Source organism: Hyphomonas sediminis (genome assembly GCF_019679475.1).
GTDB lineage: Bacteria > Pseudomonadota > Alphaproteobacteria > Caulobacterales > Hyphomonadaceae > Hyphomonas > Hyphomonas sediminis.
Map to the genome: position 1 here is coordinate 3179419 of NZ_JAIEZP010000001.1, position 22618 is coordinate 3202036.

General features: G+C 61.8%; 21 protein-coding genes and 1 tRNA gene. 6 read left to right on the forward strand and 16 right to left on the reverse strand.

Annotated features, from left to right (window positions below; all coding sequences use genetic code 11):
* The 6 genes from K1X12_RS15295 to K1X12_RS15320 form a co-directional block, all read right to left on the reverse strand.
* Nucleotides 1-1572 carry an MFS transporter gene (locus K1X12_RS15295; RefSeq protein WP_220988439.1) on the reverse strand — a complete coding sequence of 524 codons (1572 nt, stop codon included), beginning with the start codon at nt 1570-1572 and terminating at the stop codon, nt 1-3.
* Nucleotides 1573-1817: 245 nt separating this feature from the next.
* A complete protein-coding gene (locus K1X12_RS15300; protein ID WP_220988440.1) occupies nt 1818-2753 on the reverse strand; it encodes an alpha/beta fold hydrolase in 936 nt (311 codons plus the stop codon).
* 170 nt (nt 2754-2923) lie between these two features.
* A complete protein-coding gene (locus tag K1X12_RS15305; protein WP_220988441.1) occupies nt 2924-3673 on the reverse strand; it encodes a DUF695 domain-containing protein in 750 nt (249 codons plus the stop codon).
* A gap of 28 nt (nt 3674-3701) precedes the next feature.
* Nucleotides 3702-5780, reverse strand: coding sequence for an amidohydrolase family protein (locus tag K1X12_RS15310; protein WP_220988442.1), 2079 nt, complete (start codon nt 5778-5780; stop codon nt 3702-3704).
* 307 nt (nt 5781-6087) lie between these two features.
* Complete coding sequence (locus tag K1X12_RS15315; protein WP_220988443.1) at nt 6088-7620, reverse strand: acyl-CoA carboxylase subunit beta; 1533 nt, start codon at nt 7618-7620, stop codon at nt 6088-6090.
* A 155-nt stretch (nt 7621-7775) separates the two neighbouring features.
* Nucleotides 7776-8291, reverse strand: coding sequence for a hypothetical protein (locus tag K1X12_RS15320; protein WP_220988445.1), 516 nt, complete (start codon nt 8289-8291; stop codon nt 7776-7778).
* Nucleotides 8292-8521: 230 nt separating this feature from the next.
* On the opposite strand from K1X12_RS15320, the gene K1X12_RS15325 reads away from it, so the two are divergent.
* Both K1X12_RS15325 and K1X12_RS15330 read left to right on the forward strand, forming a co-directional pair.
* Nucleotides 8522-8860, forward strand: coding sequence for a hypothetical protein (locus K1X12_RS15325; protein ID WP_220988446.1), 339 nt, complete (start codon nt 8522-8524; stop codon nt 8858-8860).
* 3 nt (nt 8861-8863) lie between these two features.
* Entirely contained in the window at nt 8864-9679 is an 816-nt protein-coding gene (locus K1X12_RS15330; protein ID WP_220988447.1) for a DUF2145 domain-containing protein, read from the forward strand.
* Between the two features lie 12 nt (nt 9680-9691).
* Here K1X12_RS15330 and K1X12_RS15335 read toward each other — a convergent pair whose 3' ends face one another.
* The 5 genes from K1X12_RS15335 to crcB all read right to left on the reverse strand — a co-directional run bounded on the left by K1X12_RS15335 (nt 9692) and on the right by crcB (nt 13155).
* Nucleotides 9692-10420 carry an ATP12 family chaperone protein gene (locus tag K1X12_RS15335; protein WP_220988449.1) on the reverse strand — a complete coding sequence of 243 codons (729 nt, stop codon included), beginning with the start codon at nt 10418-10420 and terminating at the stop codon, nt 9692-9694.
* Between the two features lie 58 nt (nt 10421-10478).
* Nucleotides 10479-10925, reverse strand: coding sequence for a hypothetical protein (locus K1X12_RS15340; protein ID WP_220988450.1), 447 nt, complete (start codon nt 10923-10925; stop codon nt 10479-10481).
* 111 nt (nt 10926-11036) lie between these two features.
* Nucleotides 11037-11714 (reverse strand): HAD-IA family hydrolase, encoded by a 678-nt coding sequence (locus K1X12_RS15345; RefSeq protein ID WP_225908002.1) that lies wholly within the window; start codon nt 11712-11714, stop codon nt 11037-11039.
* An 8-nt stretch (nt 11715-11722) separates the two neighbouring features.
* The gene (locus K1X12_RS15350) at nt 11723-12775 is read right to left on the reverse strand and encodes an RluA family pseudouridine synthase (RefSeq protein WP_220988452.1); all 1053 of its coding nucleotides are present in this window, start codon (nt 12773-12775) and stop codon (nt 11723-11725) included.
* On the reverse strand, nt 12772-13155 hold the full coding sequence (gene crcB / locus K1X12_RS15355) for a fluoride efflux transporter CrcB (protein WP_220988454.1): 384 nt from the start codon (nt 13153-13155) through the stop codon (nt 12772-12774). Before crcB ends, K1X12_RS15350 begins: the two co-directional genes overlap by 4 nt.
* Nucleotides 13156-13271: 116 nt before the next feature.
* On the opposite strand from crcB, the gene K1X12_RS15360 reads away from it, so the two are divergent.
* Nucleotides 13272-13345, forward strand: a tRNA-Gly gene (locus K1X12_RS15360).
* Nucleotides 13346-13350: 5 nt separating this feature from the next.
* Here K1X12_RS15360 and K1X12_RS17275 read toward each other — a convergent pair.
* The 5 genes from K1X12_RS17275 to K1X12_RS15385 all read right to left on the reverse strand — a co-directional run bounded on the left by K1X12_RS17275 (nt 13351) and on the right by K1X12_RS15385 (nt 18507).
* Entirely contained in the window at nt 13351-13902 is a 552-nt protein-coding gene (locus K1X12_RS17275; RefSeq protein ID WP_220988455.1) for a TonB family protein, read from the reverse strand.
* Between the two features lie 211 nt (nt 13903-14113).
* Entirely contained in the window at nt 14114-16261 is a 2148-nt protein-coding gene (locus tag K1X12_RS15370) for a TonB-dependent receptor (RefSeq protein WP_220988456.1), read from the reverse strand.
* Between the two features lie 109 nt (nt 16262-16370).
* Nucleotides 16371-16793: a DUF2946 family protein gene (locus K1X12_RS15375; protein WP_220988458.1), complete on the reverse strand. Its 423-nt coding sequence runs from the start codon at nt 16791-16793 to the stop codon at nt 16371-16373.
* A gap of 104 nt (nt 16794-16897) precedes the next feature.
* Nucleotides 16898-17743: a pyridoxal kinase gene (gene pdxY / locus K1X12_RS15380; protein ID WP_220988459.1), complete on the reverse strand. Its 846-nt coding sequence runs from the start codon at nt 17741-17743 to the stop codon at nt 16898-16900.
* Nucleotides 17740-18507: a YggS family pyridoxal phosphate-dependent enzyme gene (locus tag K1X12_RS15385; protein ID WP_220988460.1), complete on the reverse strand. Its 768-nt coding sequence runs from the start codon at nt 18505-18507 to the stop codon at nt 17740-17742. The genes pdxY and K1X12_RS15385 overlap by 4 nt, the downstream gene beginning before the upstream one ends.
* A 192-nt stretch (nt 18508-18699) precedes the next feature.
* Here K1X12_RS15385 and K1X12_RS15390 point away from each other — a divergent pair, with 192 nt between their 5' ends.
* The 3 genes from K1X12_RS15390 (at nt 18700) to K1X12_RS15400 (ending at nt 22580) form a co-directional block, all read left to right on the forward strand.
* Nucleotides 18700-19698: a haloalkane dehalogenase gene (locus K1X12_RS15390; protein ID WP_220988462.1), complete on the forward strand. Its 999-nt coding sequence runs from the start codon at nt 18700-18702 to the stop codon at nt 19696-19698.
* A 114-nt stretch (nt 19699-19812) separates the two neighbouring features.
* A complete protein-coding gene (locus tag K1X12_RS15395) occupies nt 19813-21330 on the forward strand; it encodes an acetyl-CoA acetyltransferase (RefSeq protein WP_220988463.1) in 1518 nt (505 codons plus the stop codon).
* Nucleotides 21331-21569: 239 nt separating this feature from the next.
* Complete coding sequence (locus K1X12_RS15400) at nt 21570-22580, forward strand: NAD(P)H-dependent glycerol-3-phosphate dehydrogenase (RefSeq protein WP_220988464.1); 1011 nt, start codon at nt 21570-21572, stop codon at nt 22578-22580.
* Nucleotides 22581-22618 lie beyond the last annotated feature (38 nt).

The window sequence follows — 22618 nt, forward strand, 5'->3', positions numbered from 1 at the left end:
TCAGCCCGTCTTGGCGGCGCTGCCGCCTTTTGTTTCGCGCACTTTGGCGATCTCCTCGACAACCTTCTTCTCGACTGACGAGAGCCCCTGCTGGACATGCTGGATATGTGTTTCCAGCCATTCGCGGGTCAGGTTCAGTGCCATGATGTTCTGCTCGATTGCCTTGATCGCGGCATTCGCCTGCGTGCGTTCCTTGGAGAGATCGAAGGGCGGAAGTTGCGGCGTCAGGATCTCATCGAAATAGACCGGGCATGCGGCCTGCTCGCCCAGCTTGTCACGAAGTTGATTGCGCTGGCGGCGGTGGGCCTGACGATAAGCAACCTTCAGGCCGCGCTCCTGGTCCGCCGCCTTGGCGGCAATCGCGACCGCCATATCCCGCCGCGCCTCGATAACGTTCATCGCCTTTTCGATTTCCCGCTTGGCCTGCGAATGGCGCGAAAGCTGCGTTTCGAACCAGAGACGGCTGGCGGAGAAATAATCCGAGAGATCACTTCGCAGGTCTTCCCGAAGCTGCTGGCGTCGCTCATAGGCTTTACGCTCCTTGCGCCAGACGCGACCGTAACCTGGATACTTATCCGAAATGCGATCATACCCCTCATAAACGGCGATAGAGAACACCGTCAGCCCAAGGATAAGCAGGGCAAGGGCCACGAAACTATCGAGCCCAAATATGTTCGGAAACATCTCGCGGATGACTGCGCCAGGCGGGATTTCAAACATTGAAAATTCAGCAAGACGCCCGGCAGCGTCGGCAGCAACCAGCGCATGCTCTACGGCATCCCGGTAGTGAGCAACGAAGAAGTTGAGAAAGATGCCGCAAAGGATCGCAATGCCGGCAATCACACCGCCCATGATCTTGGCGGACTGGGCCGGATGGTTGAGATAGCGCAGACCGAAAAAGCCGGCGACAACACCGAACAGAACGTTCACTGCCGAGACACCAAAGGCGATCATCAAACCACCAATTAGCCCGGACGACTGCGCATCTTTGAAAAGCAGCGCATTGAAAGCGCCTTCGATGAGCATCACGAACATCAGGATTGCGATCGCCTGCTCGACATTTTTCTTGATGTCCGGCGTACGCTGCCCGATCTGTTCGCCATGCCGCTCGCGGAAGCTCTGCAGCTCGATTATAGCCGCAGAATGGGTGGATTTTGCGTCTTCCGTATCGTCCAGCTCGTAATGGCGGAACTCGTGTTCTTCCGCCTTGATGGCTTCGCGCAGCTGGTCCGGGTGAATGTCGCTGGGCGTCTGGTCCTGAATGTAGTTGCGCACCTTCGCGGCAGTTGTAGACATCCATGTCCCGAGTCCGCGGCGCACTTCTTCAGCGCGCTCGGCAATCATCTGCTCGCGCTCGCTCCACTGGTCTTGCGTCACCGCCTCGGAAACGGGAATGGCATCGGTCGCGTCCTTGCGCGCCTCTTTCCGGGTGATGCCACGGCTCAGCCCAAGATCGCCCTTGGCCCGTTTTCCCCTCAATCCGTGAGCGGAAAGCTCATTGCGATCATCGAAGGGCTTTACGGGATGTTCAAACCCGGTGTCCGTGCCCCAGCGCACAGTCTTCTTTCTCATCGCAAACCTCTCGCCTCAAACGATCCCAATTGTTCAGCCCACACGAGAGGGTCTGGCCGGAGGCTTAACAAGAGTCTAAGCGAAGGCTCGCCTCGCCAAAACGTAATGTTTGTTAACGGACAAATGAAGCGGGACGTCACCTCTCATGTTCTCAAGGCACTAGCGGCGCGCGCCTCCCATCCTGTTGCAATCACGCAACAGCGGCCCGGTAACATCCTGATAACGGTTGTGGCAGAACTCCGCCCTCAGGCGGCAATCTTCTCTTTCAACAGAGAAAGAAGCTCCGTACCCGATTGGTAGGCGACCAATATATCACCGCTGGAAAGATATGTGGTCGGCACGCCGAGGCGCGTTGCCTCTGCCTCAAATCCGGACTTCCAAGTGTCAGTCGTCTCTGTGCCGGAGATGGCGAGCGCCGGCACAGACGAGAACAGGCCATCCCGCAGGAAGGGGTCGCCCTTTAGCGAGGGCTGAAGCTCCTGCTGCCAGGTGTCGTGATGGATCGCGCTGGCCACTTCCCATGCCTCGGCCATCTCGCGCGGATAGGCTTTGACATAGGCGATATCGCCGGGACTTTTCTGGAAGCAGGTCTGGTAAAACCACTGACTGCCAAACTGGCGGCCGGCCTGGCGGATTGCGCCGAGGGAAATCCGCGCGCCGGCCCGGCTCTCGATGGTCTGCGAGAGGAGACGGCCAAACCAGGCGGGCCGGAACTCGCCCATCACATCGCGATTGAAGACGCAGTTGGCGAACATATTGAAGGTCACCCGCCGCGATTTCACCGCAAGGCGCGCGCCTATCGGATTTGCCGAGCCGACTGAAACGAGAATGATGTTCTCAAGGCCGGCCTCCTCGAAAAACGCCTCCACGATGGCAGCCTGCTGATCGACGCTGCAGGCGGCATCCGACGCGCCAAAGCCCGGCCGGCGGATGGAATAGACCCCGAACCCCGCGCTGGCCGCATCAATACAGAAGCCCCAGGGCGGCGAGGCGGGATATTCAATAGATGTGAGGAAGATCAGCGGTCGCAGATGATCTACGCCAAACTGCATGTATTCCAGGGAAGTGCCCGCTTCACCCACTTTTGCCGTCTGCCAGTAGCGCAGAACGCGCTTGCGGTCCCCGATCTGGTCAAGGCGATTTGCCTGCGGCGGCAAGATGCGGGGTCGGAACAAGCCCATGAAAATTTTACATACCGGATGATGGTTCCGGGGGGAATGCGCGAGTCGCGCAAACGGCGCAACAATTTCTCGTGAAACTATTCTCCCATCACTGAACGAGCATGTAAGCGGCAATCAGGCTACACAATTAGCGAAACACTCGTCTCGCGAGTTTTAGGCACCACCCTGCACTAGGGCATCAGGGCCGTTTCCCAGCCGTCATATTGTCCGCCTGCCTCCTGCGCCTTGCGGGAAAGTGCCAGCGAGTGGCTCGAGATGTCGTTGAGCTGAAGCGTGCCGATGTGGTGCATCCGGACGAGCCAGAGCGGTCGATCCTCCCCCTCCGGCGGCGCGACTGTTACGGATTGATAGCCTGCGCCAGCTGCCCAGCCTGCAAACCCGCGCGCGCTGGCCTCGTCCCTGAAATAGCTCCAATGTTCGACGGATCGCGGCTTGCGTACATCGTCGCCGCGCTCAACCAGGGCCGCCTGCACCTCCATATCGCGCATCACCTGGCGGTCATCTTCAGACGGATAGAGATCATTCCAGTAAACCGCCTTGTCCGGATCAGGCTCGACATGGATTTCGGGCGTGTAGCCAGCGTCTGACGCCGCCGAGCGAAGGTCTGCCTCCAGACCATTCACTTCCGCCGGCAGCATCGAGAGCACCCAGCGCGCGCCATTGTTCGTTACCCGGCCAAGATATTCGCCGCCATGCCGGGTGATGATCTCGTCATAGCGCTCGTCGAGCTGGTTGAGGGGACCGGATTCTTCCTGCGTGGTCAGCCCGTCAGCGCGGGGCGATTTCAGCGGGATGCGGATCTTCATCGCCGTCACCAGCGGCAGGTCGTTGATCCGGTTCGCGATCCCGTCATTGAACACGATGGACGCGGGAAACCCGCCCATATCGGCAAAATACATCCGCCAGGCATCTTCAGACATCGGCAGGTCTCCTTCCTGTGGCGGTCAGTTATTCAGCCGGTGAGGGCGCTGTGACTTCGGGGACATCCGTAAACGGCGTAATCCCGAAATGGGGGTAAATCTCGCCAGGAAAATAAACGGTATGCCCCTTCGAAACGAGGCGGATGGTCTTGATGGCCTTGAAGTCCTCCAGCGGATTGCCGGGCACGAGAAGGAAATCAGCCTGTTTGCCTGGCTCGATCGATCCGATCTGCTCGCCAAGGCCCATATAGTCGGCGGCTTCCAGCGTGGCGCGGGAGAGGATTTCCGCCGGGGTGAAGCCGATATTCTGGTAAAGCTCCAGCTCCCGGTGCAGAGTCAGCGCGCCGCCAAGGTCTGTCCCGAACACGATGAACACGCCGCGATCCTTCATGCGTTGCAGCGTACCGGTGATCTGGTCGAACGCGCCGCGATAGGCAGCGTCTTCTTCCGGGCTATTGATGGCAGACCAGGCGGCCTTTGCCTCACGCTGCACGGCGACCGGCATATGGTCCACATAGTCGGCCATGCCCGCCTGAACCTCACCGTTGCGGGAGAGAAGCAGCGCTTCGTGGATGGCGTAAGTCGGGTCGATGGCAACGCCATTCTTTGCCATCAGATCGAGCGTATGGGTTACCGCCGGGCCGTCGAGGTCCACCTTTGGCAGGCGCTGCAGCGCGGTGAGGCGTAGCAGGGTGCGCGTGTCTTCCTCGGGGGCGAGCACCCAACCCAGCATTAGCTGGTTGATATGGGTCATCTCGTCATAGCCGGCTTCGACCATCGCGTCGGCATTGGTGAAGGCGGGCACGTGGCCGCTGACCCGCAGGCCGCGCTCCTTGGCGTGCTCGACAACGGCGGGCACCCAGGCGGGGTTCATGGAGTTGTAGATCTTGATCTGCCAGAAATCGCCCGCGTCAGCATACCAGTCGACCGCAGCAAGAGCCTCCTCCTCGCTGGTGACAAGGATGCCGTTATTCGAGTTGAACGGGCTCTTGCCTTCGATGAAGCCGGAGCGGACCACGCGTGGCCCGGCGAGCTTGCCCGCCTTGATCTTTCCGATCAGTTCACTGAGCACCGCATTGTCATTGCCCATATCGCGCACCAGCGTGACACCGGCAGCGATATTCTTGAGGGCCGCGTCCTGCCCCAGATGGCCGTGCATCTCGATCAGGCCCGGCACGAGAGTTCCACCTTCGCCGTCCACCACATAGGCGTTCGCGGTATCGACTTCGCCTACGGTCACCGACGTGATCACGCCATCTTCGACCATCACAGTGGAGGCCGCTGAAAGCGCCTTGGCCACCGGATCGAACACATGAACATTGGTGATTGCGAAGGGCGCGTCGAACTTGTGCGCGGTTTCGGCCTGGATGTTTTCCAGCCGCTCAGTGGAGAGGCGCGTGGCAAGCTCCTTGAGCTGATCATCAGCCTCTTCATAGCCTTCGCGCACAATGACGAGGCGCGGCGAGATCAACGCAAACAGGCCGCCATCTTCATCGGTGAGGAAATAGGTCGGGTCCACATCATCCCCGACGAGAGCGTAAGCGGTCGTCGCCACCGGGCCGCCTGCCCCGTCGATCCGCAATTTGTCCTGCGAGGTGATCGAGAGACTTCCTGCGGGCCAGGCTGGCATTTTCATGTCATCATCCGCCAGCAGCGCCTTTGCATATATTGCCAGTGCATAGGGCGAGGCATTCTGCGGAATATAGATGGCAGGCTCAGTCTTCGCAGCGGAGGCCGAGCCGGTGGTGTCGGTCCAGCTGGCGGTGCCATCGGTCAGGGTGAAGGTTTCGCGGATTTCGTTGCCAAAGGTGGTGGCGCCCTCGATGGTCCAGCTGGCCGGAAGCCCGTCTTCACCCAGCGTGATGGTCTCGGCGAGCGTCGGCCCACGGCCATTGTTGCGGTATTCGAAATCGACCTTGACGGCGCTCCCTTCTGTCGTGGCAACAAGCTGGCCCAGCGTCTGGTCAAACAGGCGGACAGACCAGGTTTCGGTGACGGGCGCGGGCGCCGCCTCTGCCGCTTCCAGCGCAGGCGCCTCCACCTCATGCGCGCAGGCCCCCAGCACAAACAGCGCCGCCAGCGCCGTGCCGCCAAACCGTTTCAACATCGCAAAAATCCTCCCTGCCGCCGCTGCACCGATAAGGGCGCGGCCTCTTTGAAGGCATTGGTGACACATTGAGCCAGAGGTGGGAAGGCGCGAGAACAACCCGTAGGGTGGGTAGAGCGCAGCGAAACCCACCATTCAACGCCCGCAGCGAAGCAGTCCCCCCTCCGTCTGGCCGCTTCGCGTCCAGCCACCTCCCCCGCTTTGCAGGGGAGGATAGAGGGTTCATCCGGGCGCTACATCATCCTCCCCTGCAAAGCGGGGGAGGTGTCCCGAAGGGACGGAGGGGGCTACGCGCTTTCGGTTATTCCTAAAGCGGAATATTATCGTGCTTCTTCCACGGATTGCTGAGAGACTTGCCCTTCAGCATGCGGAGCGAGTTGGCGACGCGCTTGCGGGTGTTGTGGGGCATGATGATGTCGTCGATATAGCCACGCTTCGCCGCCACATAGGGGTTTGCGAAGTTGGTTTCGTATTCCTTGGTGCGCGCGGCGAGCTTCTCCGGATCGCCGGCTTCCTTGCGGAAGATGATTTCCACGGCGCCCTTGGCGCCCATCACGGCGATCTCAGCCGTCGGCCAGGCATAGTTCACATCGCCGCGAAGGTGCTTGGAGCTCATCACGTCATACGCGCCGCCATAGGCCTTCCGCGTAATGACGGTAACTTTCGGAACGGTGGCTTCGGCATAGGCAAACAGCAGCTTGGCGCCGTGCTTGATGAGGCCGCCGTATTCCTGCTTGGTGCCCGGCATGAAGCCCGGAACGTCAACAAAGGTGACGAGCGGAATGTTGAAACAGTCGCAGAAGCGCACGAAACGGGCCGCCTTGCGGGAGGCATCGATATCCAGAACGCCGGCCAGCGTCATCGGCTGGTTGGCGACCACGCCAACGGTCGAGCCTTCGATGCGGGCGAAACCGCAAATGATGTTGCCGCCGAATTGCGGGCTGACTTCGAAGAAATCGCCTTCATCGACGACCTTCACGATCAGCTCTTTCATGTCGTAAGGCGTGTTCGGGTTCGGCGGAACCAGCGTGTCGAGGCTGGCTTCCTGACGATCGAACGTGTCGTGCACCGGACGCACCGGAACCGTATCGCGGTTCGACAGTGGCAGGAAATCGACCAGGCGGCGGATCTGAACCAGCGCCTCGATGTCGTTTTCGAACGCGCCGTCCACAACGCCGGATTTCTTGGCGTGAACGGAAGCGCCGCCGAGCGACTCGTGGGTCACTTCCTCATTGGTCACCGTCTTCACGACATCGGGACCGGTCACGTACATGTAGGAGGTGTCCTTCACCATGAAGATGAAGTCCGTCAGCGCGGGGGAGTAAACGTCGCCGCCGGCGCAGGGGCCCATGATGACAGATATCTGCGGAATGACGCCGGAGGAGAGCACGTTTTCCATGAAGATGTCGGCATAGCCCGCCAGAGAATCGACACCTTCCTGGATGCGCGCGCCGCCGGCATCGAAGATGCCGATCACGGGCGCGCCGTTGCGGGCGGCGGCCTGCTGGACCTTGACGATCTTTTCAGCGTGGGCGCGGCTGAGCGAGCCACCGAACACGGTGAAGTCTTTGGAAAAGACATAGACGAGGCGGCCGTTGATCGTGCCGTGGCCGGTGACAACGCCGTCGCCGGGGATTTTCTGCTCTTCCATGCCGAAATCCGAGCAGCGATGCTCGACGAACATGTCGTACTCTTCGAAGCTGCCTTCATCGAGCAGGACAGCAATCCGCTCGCGGGCCGTCAGCTTGCCCTTGGCGTGCTGGCTGTCGATGCGGGCCTGACCGCCGCCGATGCGGGCGCTGGCCCGTTTCTCTTCAAGAGCCTCGATGAGATCCTGCATGCCGCCCTGCTCCTTCAATCCGTCAGATTTTCGCTGTTCCGCGTGACTGAATAGCCCGTCCGCGCGGCTTGGCAAGCTCGCGCAAGGTCAACAAAGCTATGCGCCCCGGACATGCTGGCCGGGGCGCTTCTGGGATTTATCAGAATGACGTTACGTTACCAGCGGCGCCCCGGAGGCGGACCTTTGCGATAACCGCGGTGAGATGGCACCCCGTCCACCGAAACCACGCGGCCCCGGCGGACCTCACAGCTGACGCGCGTTTCAATGTCGCGGCGGCGGGTCTCGAACTCAACTTCGTCGAAAGTCACGGCGAAACCGTAGGGGCCGAGCTGGCGGATGCGGATGTCGTCGTCAAAATCGACATCATAGAAACCAGCGCGCCGCCCCTCCTGACGGACAGCCGCGCGGCAAGCCTGCGTGGCGTCACGGCGGAGCTCGCGGACCTGACGGTCGGTCTGGCCCCACTCATTGCGGCCATTGTAGCGCGGGCCACGGAAATCATCGTGGTCGTAGCGCGATCCCGAGGTGAGGGTGACCTGGCCGCCAAGCAGCGGCACTTCGACCTTTGCGACGGTGCCCCGCGGGGCATCGGCAGCGGCGGGGAGAGCGAAGAGCGACGGCGCAGCAAGCGCAACGACGGCGGCTCCAAGAGTTCTGATGGGCTTCATCATGGGAACAGGAAAACACAGCGCCCCCAAACCCGCCCTGAAGCGCGCGTTCATTCCCGGTTTCAGCCCGGTTCACCTTCGTTCACGCGGATTGGCTCAATTAATTTAGTGAGCAATCGCTTACTTCGCCATATTTTTGCCTCAATTAAAAGTAAGTGATTGATTGCTCACTAATGAGCGCCCCACTTTCAGGCGAACATGCCGGGGCCGATCTTTCAGGAAGGACCGAACCAATGACCACCCGCCCGATAGCGCCCTATTGTGCCGCGACGTTTCTGGCCGCCACCCTCATTGCCGCCCCGGCCAGTGCCGACAGTTTCCAGAATGCCTCTGCCGCATCCCAGGACAGCGCAGAAGCCTCCGCCCGGCTGGCCGCATCCGGTATCCAACTGACGCTTGGCGCTGTGGCCGTGCCGTTGGAAGTTGCCGGCGAGCTTGTGACAGCAACTGGCGAAGCGACGACCTGGGTGGCGGAAGGTTTGTGGACGGCGGCGAACGAGCCCCTCACGATTTCGGATGAAGTGCTGAGCGCTGTCCCGCCTCCGGCCCTCAGCACCGCAGAAGGAAACTGAGAAATGTTTCGCACACTGATCACAGCAGCAGGCATTGGCCTTCTTGCAACCGTCTATACGCCGCCTGCCCTTGCCTTTGATTCATCTCAAAGCGGGCCGGCTGATCACTTCACAGCGGAAGATGCGGCCCGTTTCTCCAAGGACATTGAAACGACGCTGGCTCAAAAAGGCGCCCGGGTCGCCATGGTCTTTCGGGCAGGCGCTCCCCGCGCGGATTTGCCGGAAGGTTTCAACTATACACACGGCGCATTCTGGGTTTACCAGCCTGTCAACCTGCCGGACGGTCGCCAGGTTATGGGGTACTCCGTCTACAATCTTTATCACGGGAACGGCGAAGACCTGCCCAAGGACCGTTCGGAACTGGTAACGGACTTTCCTTTTGACTTTGTCTCAGGCAGCCGCGCGGACGATGTGGGCATCATCATTCCTTCGCCGGAAGTCCAGAAGCGGCTTTATGACGTGATTGGTTCGCCGACTTATGAAGCGCTGCATGTTCCAGGCTACTCGTTGATCGCAAACCCCGCCGACGCTCGTTACCAGAACTGCACCGAGTTCATGCTGGATGTCCTGTCGTCCGCCGTCTGGCAGACTGACAATTACGAGCAGATCAAGGTGAACCTTGGCGCTTACTTCAAGGCATCTCCGGTGAAGGAGGCGCGCGGCCTGAAGCGCTTCCTGGCGCCGATTGCTGACAACCGGCTGAAAACCGACGATCACTCCGGCAAAGTGAAGACAGCCACTTATGAAAGCATTGCCGCCTTCATGGAGACCTATGGCTATTCGTCAGAAGTGTTCACGCTGACACATAACGCCAGCTGACCCCACTCCAGATCAGTCCTGCAATGCCTCGATCAGGCGGCCCAGCGCATCGGCTTCGACCTGCTTTGCATCGGCGGCCGCCTTTGCTTCCTCGTCGACGCCCCATTGCTGGGCCTGCCAGTCTTCGTCGATGCGGGACAGGTGGAACGCCGACTCCGCCGTCAGCGCGCCCTCGACCACTGCCATGGAGAGCAGCGCCGAGCCAAACAGACCACAGCCATAGACCAGCGCCGTAAGGCGGAAATCGTCGAGGCCAAGCGCATAGTCCCGCGCCGCCTGAAGCGAGGCGTCGGGCTGGGGCGAGGCAATGATCCCTTCGGTGGTGACGAGGATGACGCCGAAATTCTCCGCCGCCCAATCACGCACAGGGCCCCAGCGCGCCTCTTCCAGGGCGGCAAGCTCAAAAGGCTCTTCCGCGATGTGGCAGAGCAGATCCGTCTCGCAATAGCGCGCCACTTCTTCGGCCATCTCCTCGCGCAGCTCTGCCGTCCGGTCGAGAGCCACATTGGAAAGGCGGGTCAGGTGCATGCCCAGAAGGTCGATATGGGTTTTCTGGTCGGCCCATTCCTCAGCGACTTCCAGCGCCAGCGCCTCAGTCGGGAAGCGCAGCAGCTGCCGTCCTGGCGTCTTGACGCTCCGCCCGTCGAGCAGGATCTGCCAACCACCGCCCTCTGCAGGTTCGGCAGTCACATCACGGTAAAAGCGTTTCGGGCGATCGTGGGAAACGGGGCCATTGGTCATGGCGCAGGCATTACGCCCATCAGGGCGCGCTTCCAAGCCCCGGATGCCGCTGAAAGGCCTAGTGGACCGTAGTTTGACGTGCTTTTTCGTAGCCAGGCGCGGTCAAATGCAACACATCATGCACATAGCGGGTTTCCGGGTCGACCAGCGCCAGTGTCCGGCCAAAACGCACCGTCCGGAGATTGTCCTTCTTGAGGTCAGTCACCACGATGATGCGGAATTCAGCACCTACCATCGGAACCTCAGCTGGCAGCGTGATACCTGGCTCCAGGATATTCTCCACTGGCGAAACGCCGAAGCAGAGCTTGTCACGCGCGAGCCCAACCTGGCAGTCCTTGCCGCGGGTCTCAAAATTCCGGTCGAAGGCGGCATAGTCAGTCTTCGTGAACTGTGTCAGGCCGGGCGCCTGAACAGCCTCAGCCTGCTGCGGCCGGGTGGCGACGAATGCGCCAAGAGCGAAGAGAGCAGCTCCGGCAATTGCCAATTCGAACTTGAGGGTTTGCATGGGTCAGGACGATCGCGCTTGAGTCAGCTTTCACGCTTCAGTGAGTATTTGGCCTACCAACGCGCGGCATGCGCCACTTGTTCCTAACAATTTGTAAAAACCAGATACGCTCTAAACGCCCGCGAACACCCTAAGGCTACCAGCTAGCGATCCAAAATCGTGGTGGATTTCATCCGCGCCAGCTGCTTCGAGCTCATCGGCGCGGCCAAAGCCCCAGCTGACACCGAGCGTTCGCACACCAGCAGCCTTGCCCATGGCCATGTCGTGAATGGCGTCCCCGATCATAAGGCTTTCCTGCGGCGCGCAGCCCAGTGCGTTCATCGCCTGTTCGACCATGAACGGGTGCGGCTTGCCGGGGCCGTCATCAGCGCACCACACCGTATCGAAGAAGTGACGGAGTGCGTGCTTTTCGAACAGGGCATCGACGCCCCTATGCGTCTTGCCGGTGGCAACCGCCATCAGCCAGCCTTGTTCTTTCAAGGCCTCCAGCAGCTCCAGCGCGCCCTCATACATCGGCTCCTGATGGCCAGGGCGCGAGCGGTGAACCGTGAAGGAATGCTTGTAGGCCTCAACCAGCTCGATCAGCTTCTGATCGCTGATATCCGGCGGCGCGAGCGTCGACAGCGCCTCAGAAAGGCTAAGCCCGACGATGCGGCGGGTTGCATCATACGCTGGCGGCGGAAGACCCGCGCCCTTGAAGGCTGTTTCCATGCACGCCTGGATCACGTCGCGGCTGTCCACGAGCGTGCCATCCACATCCCAGATTGCGAGGCGAAGGTCTTGCAGCATCGGTCTCGTCAGATGAAGGGCGCCAGCGGATCCCGGCCGGCCTCCTGCTCGAGGAAGCCTAACGTCTCGAAGGTTTCCTTCATGTGCGGCGGCAGGGGCGCAACGATGGTTATCGGCTTTCCATGCTCGCGGGGGATAACCAGCGCGCGCGCGTGAAGGTGCATCCCCGGCGCGAGGCCATGGGGCACCTCCCGGCGCGACTTGTATTTCTCGTCACCAAGGATCGACGTGTTCATTTCCAGCATGTGGAAACGCAGCTGGTGCATCCGGCCCGTCTGCGGCCGCAGTGCCACCCAGGCCGCTTTCGGGCCGGCAGTCGACACAACGGCGTAATCGGTTATCGCGTGGCGCGCGCCTTCAACCCCCTGCGCCGAGCGGATCATCCGTTCACGGTCGCCATCCCGGCGGCGACCAGTGGCACGCGGGTCCACAGGACGATAGCCCGAAGGCTCATTCTCGTCAGGAACGCCCTTGACCATCCAGCAACGGATTTGCCCGGCCTGGGGCGCAGGCACACCAACGGTGATCGCCCAATAGACCTTATCCATGTCGCGCCCGCGGAACAGGTCGGCCAGGCGCGCGGCGGCAGCAGGGTGTTTGGCCAGCAGCAAGACGCCAGAGGTGTCCTTGTCCAGCCGGTGGACAAGGACGGGCCGGTGCCCGTCCTCTTCCATTCCAGCGAGGAGCCCGTCGATATGGCGCCCCTGCCCCGAACCGCCCTGCACGGCAATGCCAGCCGGCTTGTTGATCGCGATCATGTCGCGATCTTCATACAGGATCAGTGAGCGGAGAAACTCCCGGTCTTCTTCGGAAATCTGCTTGGCGGTGGCCGCCTTGCGGCTGCCCGCGTCGCCGTCAGCGAAGATCGGAAAGCGCACCTCATCGGCGGTTTCGAGGCGCGTGTTGGCCTTCGCCCGGCTGCCATTGACACGGATCTGCCCTGTGCGGAGCAATTTTTCGATCTGGCCCTGCGTCGTATTCATGCGGCGCTTCAGCCAACGATCAAGGCGCGCACCGGTTTCCTTGTCCGATACGGTTTCGGTAATGATTTGTCCGCTCATGCGAATATCCTGCGGGCCATCCAGAGGCCGATAAAAAGGGCCGAAACGCCGAGCAACAACGACAGGCCCGCATAAAGCGCAGCTTTTGCTGTCTCGCCCGAACGCAACATCGTGGCCACTTCAAGTGAAAATGCTGAAAACGTCGTGAACCCGCCAAGCAGGCCGGTCGCCAGGAACAGCCGCATATCCTGGCTGATCCCTTCTGCCTTGAGCGCCAGCCATCCGGCCAGAAGGCCCATGGCGAGGCTGCCCGTCACGTTCACAATGCTTGTGCTCCACGGCCAGCCGGTGGCCATATGGCGCACGGCCAGCAGGCCCACACCATGGCGCAGGCTCGCGCCGATGGCGCCGCCCAGAGCTACAAGCAAAAAACCGTTCATCGGCGGCCTTTTACGCCGGGGCCACCAATTTAGCCAGCCCGCAAGCCAGATACCGGCCAAACGCGGGAGACGCCCCCTTGCGCCGCCGCCTGAACCGTCTCAAATAGCGCCGCTAAGCGGGTGTAGCTCAATGGTAGAGCAGCAGCTTCCCAAGCTGACGACGAGGGTTCGATTCCCTTCACCCGCTCCAGCCGTCTAGCCTCGGTTCTTCATGGTTATTGCGAACAGCAGGTCTTCCGGTTGCGCATTCACCGGCGCATCCGGAAATGGCGCCGCCGCGGTTACCGCCTTCAGGCAGCGCCGGTCGAACAGCTTCTGCCCGCTGCTGCCTTCAAGGCGGACGAAGACCACTTCGCCCTGCTGTGTCAGCGCAAACGCCACCCGGCAATCACGCGCGCCTGAAACTCTGCGAGGCGCGAATGGGTCGAGTTGCAACCGCACCGCCCGGAAATAGGCGTCAAGCTCCACCTCCCGCATTTCACCGGCATCAAGGGCTCCCCCGTCATCCAAAGTGTTACCGCCTGCTCCGTCCGTACCGGGCGAAACCGTTGGGGAGCCCGCTTCCCGCCACGCCGCGGCCGAAGGGCTGGCCATTTCACTTTCAGGGACTTCGGCAGCCTCGTCAGATGGCACCAATGACATCTCGTCGGCCGCGTCCACCCGTTCCAGCGCGGGGGGATCGGCTGCTGCGGTCTCAACGGCAGGATGCAACTTGGCAGTGCGAGCGGGCCGATCTAGCTCAGACACAGGCAAAGGCACCGCGGGGGGGCCTTGTTGGTCAGAAGGCGACGGCCCAGGCAGCTCGACTACAGTTACAGTGAATGCCTGACCCGCCGGCAAACGCGCGCCCTGCCCCGAAGGGCCAACAAGCAGCGCGCCAACCAGCAGGCCGGTATGAACGAGCGCGGTAAGAGCCGCGCCCGCCATGTATCCGGGAGAAATCCGTCCCCCAATCATTTTAGAAGCCGACGCTGACACTCAGGTTGAGTGAACGCCCCGGCCCCGCGACCTGACGGAACGGCCCGACGCGCCCCTCGTACTTGTAGTCGCCAAACGCGATACCACCGAGCGGCAGGTCGTAATCCTGATCCAGAAGGTTTTCGATTGCAGCCTCGATCCGGAACGGGCCAACCTCCCCCCCGGCGCGCAGGTGCAACAAGACATAACCCGCCGTGCGGATTTCCTGACGCAGGCCGTTCACCCTGTCTTTATCGTCAACCAGTTCCATCTCAAGTGCCTGGGTCCAGGCGCCCTTGCGATTCTCCAGCGCAAAGATCCCTTTCAGCGGCACAATGTTGTAGAGGTTGTCGCCGGTCTCCTTGTTCTCCCCTTCGGCCCAGGCCAACAAACCGGTCAGGCGGCCAGTCCCAAGATCATTTTCCCAGACGGGCAAGGCGCCTGACAACTCTATGCCGAACAGGTCGGCTTCGTGATTGGCGAACTGCAAGATCGGCAGCCCGTCCATCAGCGTGCCAATCTGATCAGCGTCAATGTAATCCTCGACACGGGATGCCCAGGCCGAAGCCTTCAGTGCACGTCCATATTCCTTTCCGTCGGACCAGTCGATCGTTGCCGCGAGGCTACGTGCGACTTCCGGCTTCAGGTTTATGTCGCCCACATAGCCGGCCCCATCGCCGGTAAAATTGGTCATCGATGTCGACATATTCCCGCGGCCCCATGCATAGCGCTCGTAGAGATTGGGAGAGCGCGATTTCTGCGCCGCGCCAAACTCGATCATGGTGCTGTCGGCCGGCCGCCAGATGGCTTTTGCCGTTACATCCAGATTGTCGTCTTCTCGCGCGCGATCGGCCGCGTTGAACGCATTGGCAGCCATGGCGTCAGCCATATTCATCATGCCGGTATAAGAATACGGCTGAACATCGCCCGTATCCGTTTCCACACGCTCATAGCGCAGCCCCAGAAGGGTAGACCATTCCGGCGCAGGATGAGCTTCCCATTCGGCCCAGACGCCCGTGCGGTTACGCTCCCCGTCATTGATGTTGATGTAGTCCAGCGGCGCCATCATCATGCTGCCGGGCACAGCCGGCCAGTAGTCGTACATGGAAGCCTGGAACATTTCCGCCCCGAGGCGAACCCGCCCAACACCTTCAACCGGCATATCATAGGAAACCTTCGCCGAGACATCCTTGCCCTCGGTGATCATCGGCATGCCGCCGTTGGCTGCCCCGCCCTTGTCGGAGAGGAAGTTCATTTCATGGTCTACTTCCCGCCAGGAGGCTTCCCCCACCAGAATGCCCGGCCCGACCGGGCCTTCGCCATGCAGCTGCACGCTGCTGCTCTTATTGTCGGTAAGGTCCATGCGCTGGTTGGCGAATCCCTCATAAGGCGCTCCCTGCTGGCTGAACCTCACCCAGAACAACACATCTTCCGCAGGCTGAGCGGCCAGAAGAAGCGACTGCTCATAACTTTCGAACAGCGTGGAGCGGACCTCGTCACCAGAGCCTGACTTGTAGTTGTCCGCCTTGTTCCAACCTGCGTCATAACGGGCACTGAACCGTTCGCCGATCAGATTGGCCTGCAATGAGGCCCCCATTCCATTGGAGACGCTGCGATAGCGGATACCTGCCTCGCCGGAATACTCGACGCCTCCAGCGGAGAATTCCGGCTCCCGGCTTTCAACCGCGATTACCCCTGCTATATTATCGCCGCCGAGGCTCACTGGCGAAAGTGTCGGCGTCACAACGATCCGCTCGACCCGCGCCGCATTGATGTAGGAGGTCGCCGGGTTCATGTGGTTGGGGCAGTAATTGGTGACCTGCATGCCGTCGATCAGTACGCCAACCCGGTCGTCGGCCAACCCGCGCAGAACCGGCAGTGACGCGATGCCGCCGTTCCACTGCACCTCTACGCCCGGCTTGCGGGAAAGCAGCATCAACGGGTCGGCCGAAGCCGCAATACCCGCTTCCACGTCTTTACGGGAGACGGAATAGCCGCCGTCTTGCCCACCAGTACCACTTGTTGAGAAGCTATCTTCAAGGGCTTCGATAGGAGGAAGCTCTGTGGCTTCCTGCGCCAATGCCATGGGCAGGAAGCTGCCAGACGCGACGAGTGCCGCAGCCGAGCTGCGGAGAAAATTGTGTTTCATTTCAGGTCTTTTCTCAGATCAATACAGACGCAGCAGCGCATTGCGCGCAGCCGCTTGCTGATCGCCGCGCGCAGCTTTTAAGCTGCGCGCAGGCAATCACGAGAACGTTTTAGACCTGAAGGGGTGGGCCACGCGCAGGCGGCGGAGGAGCGGGCGCTCCACGCCCCGGGATAAGGAGCACGCGCAGCGGCTCATCTGCAATGCTGCTCCACATCGGTTGAATGACATCTGCCGCAGGCAGAGCAAGCGAATAGATCGAGCTGAGCGCATACGGACAACTCGATTGCCCGTCTTCCTGCTGATTTCCAGGATCTTCATCACCGTCCAGGAACTCGCCCGTTGAAAGGTCCAGGCGCTTCACAGCGGAACTGCTACCGTCGCCATGACAGACCGCAATTTCCAGAATGTGGCCCGGCGTTTCAGGCGCCGTAAGCATGTAATTTGCAGGCACAATGCCGCGCACAAACATGCCGATCAGCGCCAGAACGCCGATCAGGGACAGAATACGGGAGCGTGCAAACAAAAATCCCATAGGACGCTTAGGACCATGGCATGCCCGCAGGAACAAGTGCGTCACGCGGCCACGGAGCCCCCCCCCAACTAGGCCAGGGTCGTGACGACACAAAAGCTCACTTGCTACAACGGCTCTGCAACGAAGGGACGCGGCTGACAGCGCAGCGCCGCCATTTGCGCGGCAAGTGGCATTTCTCCTGCCTCGCCGCACGGCATGGAAGCGAGAACATCATAAACGCTGGCCACCGCCTGCTCGGATGCTGCAACGAAATTTTGGCCCCGCGCGAGCGACGCCGTCAGCGCGCCGGTAAAAAGATCCCCGGTTCCGTGCGGGCGTACATCTACTTTCGGCGTACGGATGCGCCAGATTTTCCCACCCTGCGCAATCAGCGTGTCGATGAATCCCGGCGCATCTTCAGGAATTGCACCGGTTACCGCCAGTTGATCCGGCAAGCCCCCCACGCCGCGCCGCAGCGCGCCGGCCACTGCCGTTGCCCCATATGTCTCCAGCCCTGCCAGAAGGCCGAATTCGAAAGCATTCGGCGTGATGATGTCCGCCAACGGCACCAGTTCCCTGCGGAAAAACTCGGGCAATCCATCAGCGACGAACACACCAAGGTCGGTGTCTCCGATCACGGGATCGCAGATATAGGTTAGCTGAGGATTTTCCTTCTTTGCGCGCAACACGAAGTCCTTCACCGCGCCCGCATTCTCCACCGACCCCAGATAGCCAGTCACCATCGCGCGAGACGCAGTAACCAGGCCGCGCTCCTCAACGCCCAACAGAAGGTCTGCCACCAGATCCGCCGGCAACACCCTGCCGCGCAGGGTCGGGTATCCCGGAATGTTTGACAAAAGCGTCGTCGGCACCGCCTGAACGGCCACACCATTTGCAATCATTGGATAGATTGCCGCACTGTTGCCCACATGGCCGAACACGACCTGGCTCTGGATGGAAATGACGCTCACGGCGTCTCCTTTTCACGTTTGCCGCCGAGACCGGGCCAGTAATGATCATCCGGCAGGGGGCGCGGCCCGAAGATCGCCTGCCCCACGCGCACCAGCGTCGCGCCCTCCTCGATCGCCCACTCGAAGTCGCCAGACATGCCCATAGACAACCCGTCAACACAAACGCCCGGCGCGGATTCACGGATCTCCGCCTGCACGGCGCGCAACCGCCGGAAGCAGGCGCGCACCGCCATCTCATCGGCCGAAAAGATTGCCAGCGTCATCAGTCCACGAACCTTCAGGCGCTCAAACGGCGCCAGCGCCCGCGCAAAGTCTGCCGCCACAGACGGCTCCAGCCCGAACTTGCTCTCTTCGCCCGATGTGTTCACCTGAATAAACACATCCAGCGTTCGCCCTTCGATCTCCAGCCGCCGGTCCAGCGCCTCGGCCAGCCTCAGGCTGTCGAGCGCCTGAAAGGCATCGGCAAAACGCGCCACATATTTGGCCTTGTTGGTCTGCAGATGCCCGATCACAGACCAGCTTAGCGGCAGATCTGCCAGCGCCTCGGATTTCTCCTTCGCTTCCTGCACCTTGTTCTCGCCGCAACTGCGCAGGCCCGCCGCATAGGCCGCCCGCAACCGCTCTGCCGGCACCGTCTTCGTCACCGGCAACAGCGTCACACTCTCCGGCGCCCGGCCCACTCGGCCGCAGGCCGCAGCCATCCGTTGCTTCACGGTTTCGATATTGGCGGCAATCAGCGCGCCATCCGCAGAAAGGTCGCTCATGGTCAAACCCCGTGCAGGCCCTGCTTGAGGCCACCTAGCTGGCCTATGAACCCCACCGGTCAGCGTCAAATGAAATCTCCTCCCCCACCCTGAGACATCTTCGCAGTGCCCGGAAATGCCTGTTGCGAAGCGCAAAAAGAAATGGCACGATTAATGCCAATATATTCGTGAGCTGGCCTGGGAGGAAACAGAATGAAAGTCTTGCGCACACCCGATACGCAGTTTGAAAATCTCTCCGGCTATGCCTTCGCGCCCCACTATCTTGATGTGAAGGCCGCTGACGGCACGCCCCTGCGCATGCACTATCTTGATGAAGGCCCGAAGGATGGCGAGACAATCCTCTGCCTGCATGGCCAGCCTTCCTGGAGTTATCTTTACCGCAAGATGATCCCCCTGCTGACAGCTGCCGGATACCGCGTCCTGGCGCCAGACCTCATCGGCTTCGGCAAATCCGACAAGCCCGGCTCAATCGAAGACTATTCCTATTCCGGCCATGTCGGATGGCTGGAACAATGGATGCTGGCGCTGGATCTGACGGACATGACGCTTGTCTGCCAGGACTGGGGCGGCCTGCTCGGCCTGCGCCTCGCGGGCATGCATCCGGATCGCTTCAGCCGCCTCGTCGTCGCCAATACCGGCCTGCCGGATTCCAGACAGGTCGCGCCCCAGCTGTCGGAAATGTTCGCCATGCTTTACCCGCAGGTGCCCGTGCCTTCTGCCGGCGATGTGGGGGACGCCTTTCGCGCCGGCGCGCCCGGCGCCTTCCTCTTCTGGGTCAAGTACGCTGCCGAATCCCCGGATTTCTCCATCCGCGATGTCTTCGGTCTCCTGTCAGACATTTCGGACACCAGTATTCTCGACGGGTATGAGGCTCCGTTCCCGGACGAAACCTATCTGGCCGGCGCCCGCCGCTTTCCCTCGCTTGTGCCACTTCTGCCCAATGCCGCGGAAGAGCGCGCAAAAAATGACGCGGCCTGGGCCGTGCTGGAGAAATTCGAGAAGCCAGTTCTAACTGCCTTCGCCGATGATGATCCCGTCACCAAAGGCGGAGAAGCCGCATTCCAGACGCGCATCCCCGGCGCGCGCGATCGCAACCACGTGACGATTTCCGGCGGCGGCCACTTCCTGCAGGAGCATCGCCCGGAAGCCTTCAGCCAGGCCATCATCGCCTTCATGCGCGAAACGGCCTGATCCTTCTCGAACTGCCTCTCTCCCGACGGCTTTACCCAGCGTCGGGGCTCGCAGCCTGCCTGACCGCACGTTAAACAGCGTCCAGACCAGTCATGAGAAAAGGGAGCAGCAGCGATGGCCAAGGGTGATTTTCCGGTCCTGATCGGCGTAGGCCAGGCGATGAGCCAGTGGGATGGCAAGAGCGGCGGCGCCGGCGCGCCTTCGCCGCTATCGCTGATGGCGGACGCCTCCAAGGCTGCCCTTGCCGATACCGGCGCCGCAGGCACTGCCGCCGCCATCGATGCGATTGCCGTCGTCCGTATCTTCGAGGACTCCGTACCCGGCGACCGGCACCCCCACGGCCACAACACAAACCTGCCGGGCACGCTCGCCCGCGAGACCGGCACCAATCCGCGCCACCTCGTCTACGAAACCGTTGGCGGTCAGAGCCCGCAAGCGCTGGTCAACGAGTTTGCCCGCCGCATTCATGAGGGCGAGTTTGAAGCCGTCCTCATCTCAGGTTCGGAAGCCAACCGCGCCTCCAAAGGCGCCCGCAAGAATGGCGTCGAGATCAATTGGGCCGATGCTGACGCGCGCGACTATGAAGACCGCGGCCTCGGCCCGATGATGATTTCGCGTGGCGAGATCAAGCACGGTCTCGTCACACCGGCTTATTTCTACGGCATCTTCGAAAACGCCATCGCTGCCCGTGAAGGCCGCGGACGCGCCGGCCAGCGCAAGGCTATGGCCGAACTCTTCCAGCCCTTCTCGGCCGTCGCTGCAAAAAATCCGTACTCGCAGTTTCCGCAGGAACACTCGGTGGAGTTCCTCTCCACGCCCTCGCGCGAAAACTATGAGTATGCAGACCCCTTCCTGAAATGGTTCATCGCGCAGGATGCCGTCAATCAGGGCGCCGCCGCCATCATCGTTTCCTCCTCGAAGGCAGACGAACTCGGCGTGCCGGAAGCAAAGCGCGTCTATCTCCACGGCGGCGGCGAAGCTGGCGATGATCACATCTCCGTCCGCCCCGTGCTGGACCGCTCCTGGGCAATGGACACCGCCGTCTCCCGCGCCCTCGCACAGGCTGGCAAGACGACTGCCGAGATCGACCATCTCGATCTCTACTCCTGCTTCCCCTGCGCCGTCTTCTCCGGCGCCGCCGCCCTGGGGCTGGACTGGAAAGCCGACAAGCGCCCGCTCACCCTCACTGGCGGCCTGCCCTTCTTCGGCGGCCCAGGCAATAACTACTCCCTGCACGGAATAGCCGAGATGGTGAACCTGCTGCGCGAAAACCCCGGCAATACCGGCCTCGTCCTCGCCAATGGCGGCTGGATGACCAAGGAAGCCGCCGGCGTCTACTCCACCACCAAACCCGCCAAGTTCACCCCCGCCGAAAAAGCTGCCAAGCCGTCCGAGCAGGTCGAGATCGCCGCGGAGAATTGCGAAGCCACGCTGGAAACCTTCACCGTCACCCATGGCAAGGAAGGCCCTGAGCGCGGCATCATCTTCGCCCGCCTCGCCGATGGCCGCCGCGCGCTCGCCAACAATGCTGACGCCGCAACGCTGGCAGTGCTCCGCGAAGACAAGAGCCCCGTCGGCCGCAAGGTCGCCATCACGGTAGACGGCGAAAACGGCACCTTCGTCTTCGTCTGACCTCAATCTATCTGATAGCTGCCCTCTCCATCTGTCGTCACCCTCGATGCGCGAAAGCGCATCTGAGGGCCCATCGCCCGCCCTCGCCGAGAGAGCATGTGGGGAGATAAGGAGATGGGCCCTCTGACGGGCTACCGCCCGTCGAGGGTGACGCAGCTGTAAGGCTTCGCTCGAGCGCGGCTCAAACCCAACCGCCCTCCCCGCTTGCCCCCCGCCTCGGCTTCGGCCAAAACCGGGCTATGACAAAGCACTTCAAGACATTCGGCGTTATCGGCGGCGGCGCCTGGGGCACGGCGATCGCGCAAATGCTGGCCCGCCAAGGCCAGACCGTCCACCTGTGGGCGCTGGAGCCCGAGGTGGCCGACGCCATCAACACGGCACGCGAGAATTCCCTCTTCCTCAAAGGCGTGCCGCTGAAGCCGGAAATCCGCGCCACCAACAAGCTGGAAGACCTGGGGCCTGCCGACGCGATCTTCGCTGTCGCCCCCGCCCAGCACACGCGCACCACGCTCCGCGCCCTGCGCGCCAGCCTGCGCCCCGGCACGCCGGTCGTCCTCTGCTCCAAGGGCATCGAACTCGCCACGGGCGAATTCATGACCCAGGTCCTGAAAGACGAACTGCCTGAAGCCGTGCCCGCCGTCATGTCCGGTCCCAGTTTCGCCATTGATGTTGCCCGCGGCCTGCCCACCGCCGTCACCCTCGCCATGGAAGACGCCGCCCTCGGCACAGAACTCATTCAGGCAATTTCCACGCCCACCTTCCGCCCCTATCTGGGAACGGATCTTCTGGGGGCGGAGATTGGCGGCGCCGTGAAGAATGTGCTCGCCATTGCCTGCGGCATCACACTCGGTAAGGGGCTCGGCCGCTCGGCCCATGCCGCCACCATCGCGCGCGGCTATGCGGAGATGACCCGCCTTGCGCTCGCCCTAGGCGCAGACGCAGGAACCCTCACCGGCCTCTCCGGCCTGGGCGATCTTGTGCTCACCTGCTCTTCGGAAACCAGCCGCAACATGTCCTTCGGGCTGGCGCTCGGCAAAGGCGAAAAACAGGAAGACATCCTCGGCGCCCGCAACGCCGTCACCGAAGGCGTCGCCACAGCCCCGGTCCTGCGCCGGCTGGCCAGGGCGCGTGGCATTGAAATGCCCATCTGCGAGGCCGTCGCCGCGGTCATTGAAGGCGAAATCAGCGTGGATGAGGCGATCACCGCCCTCCTCATGCGCCCGGTGACGGCTGAAGCCGTCAAAGCTTAGCGCCGCGTCACCCCTCGCCGCACGCCTATCCCCTGCTA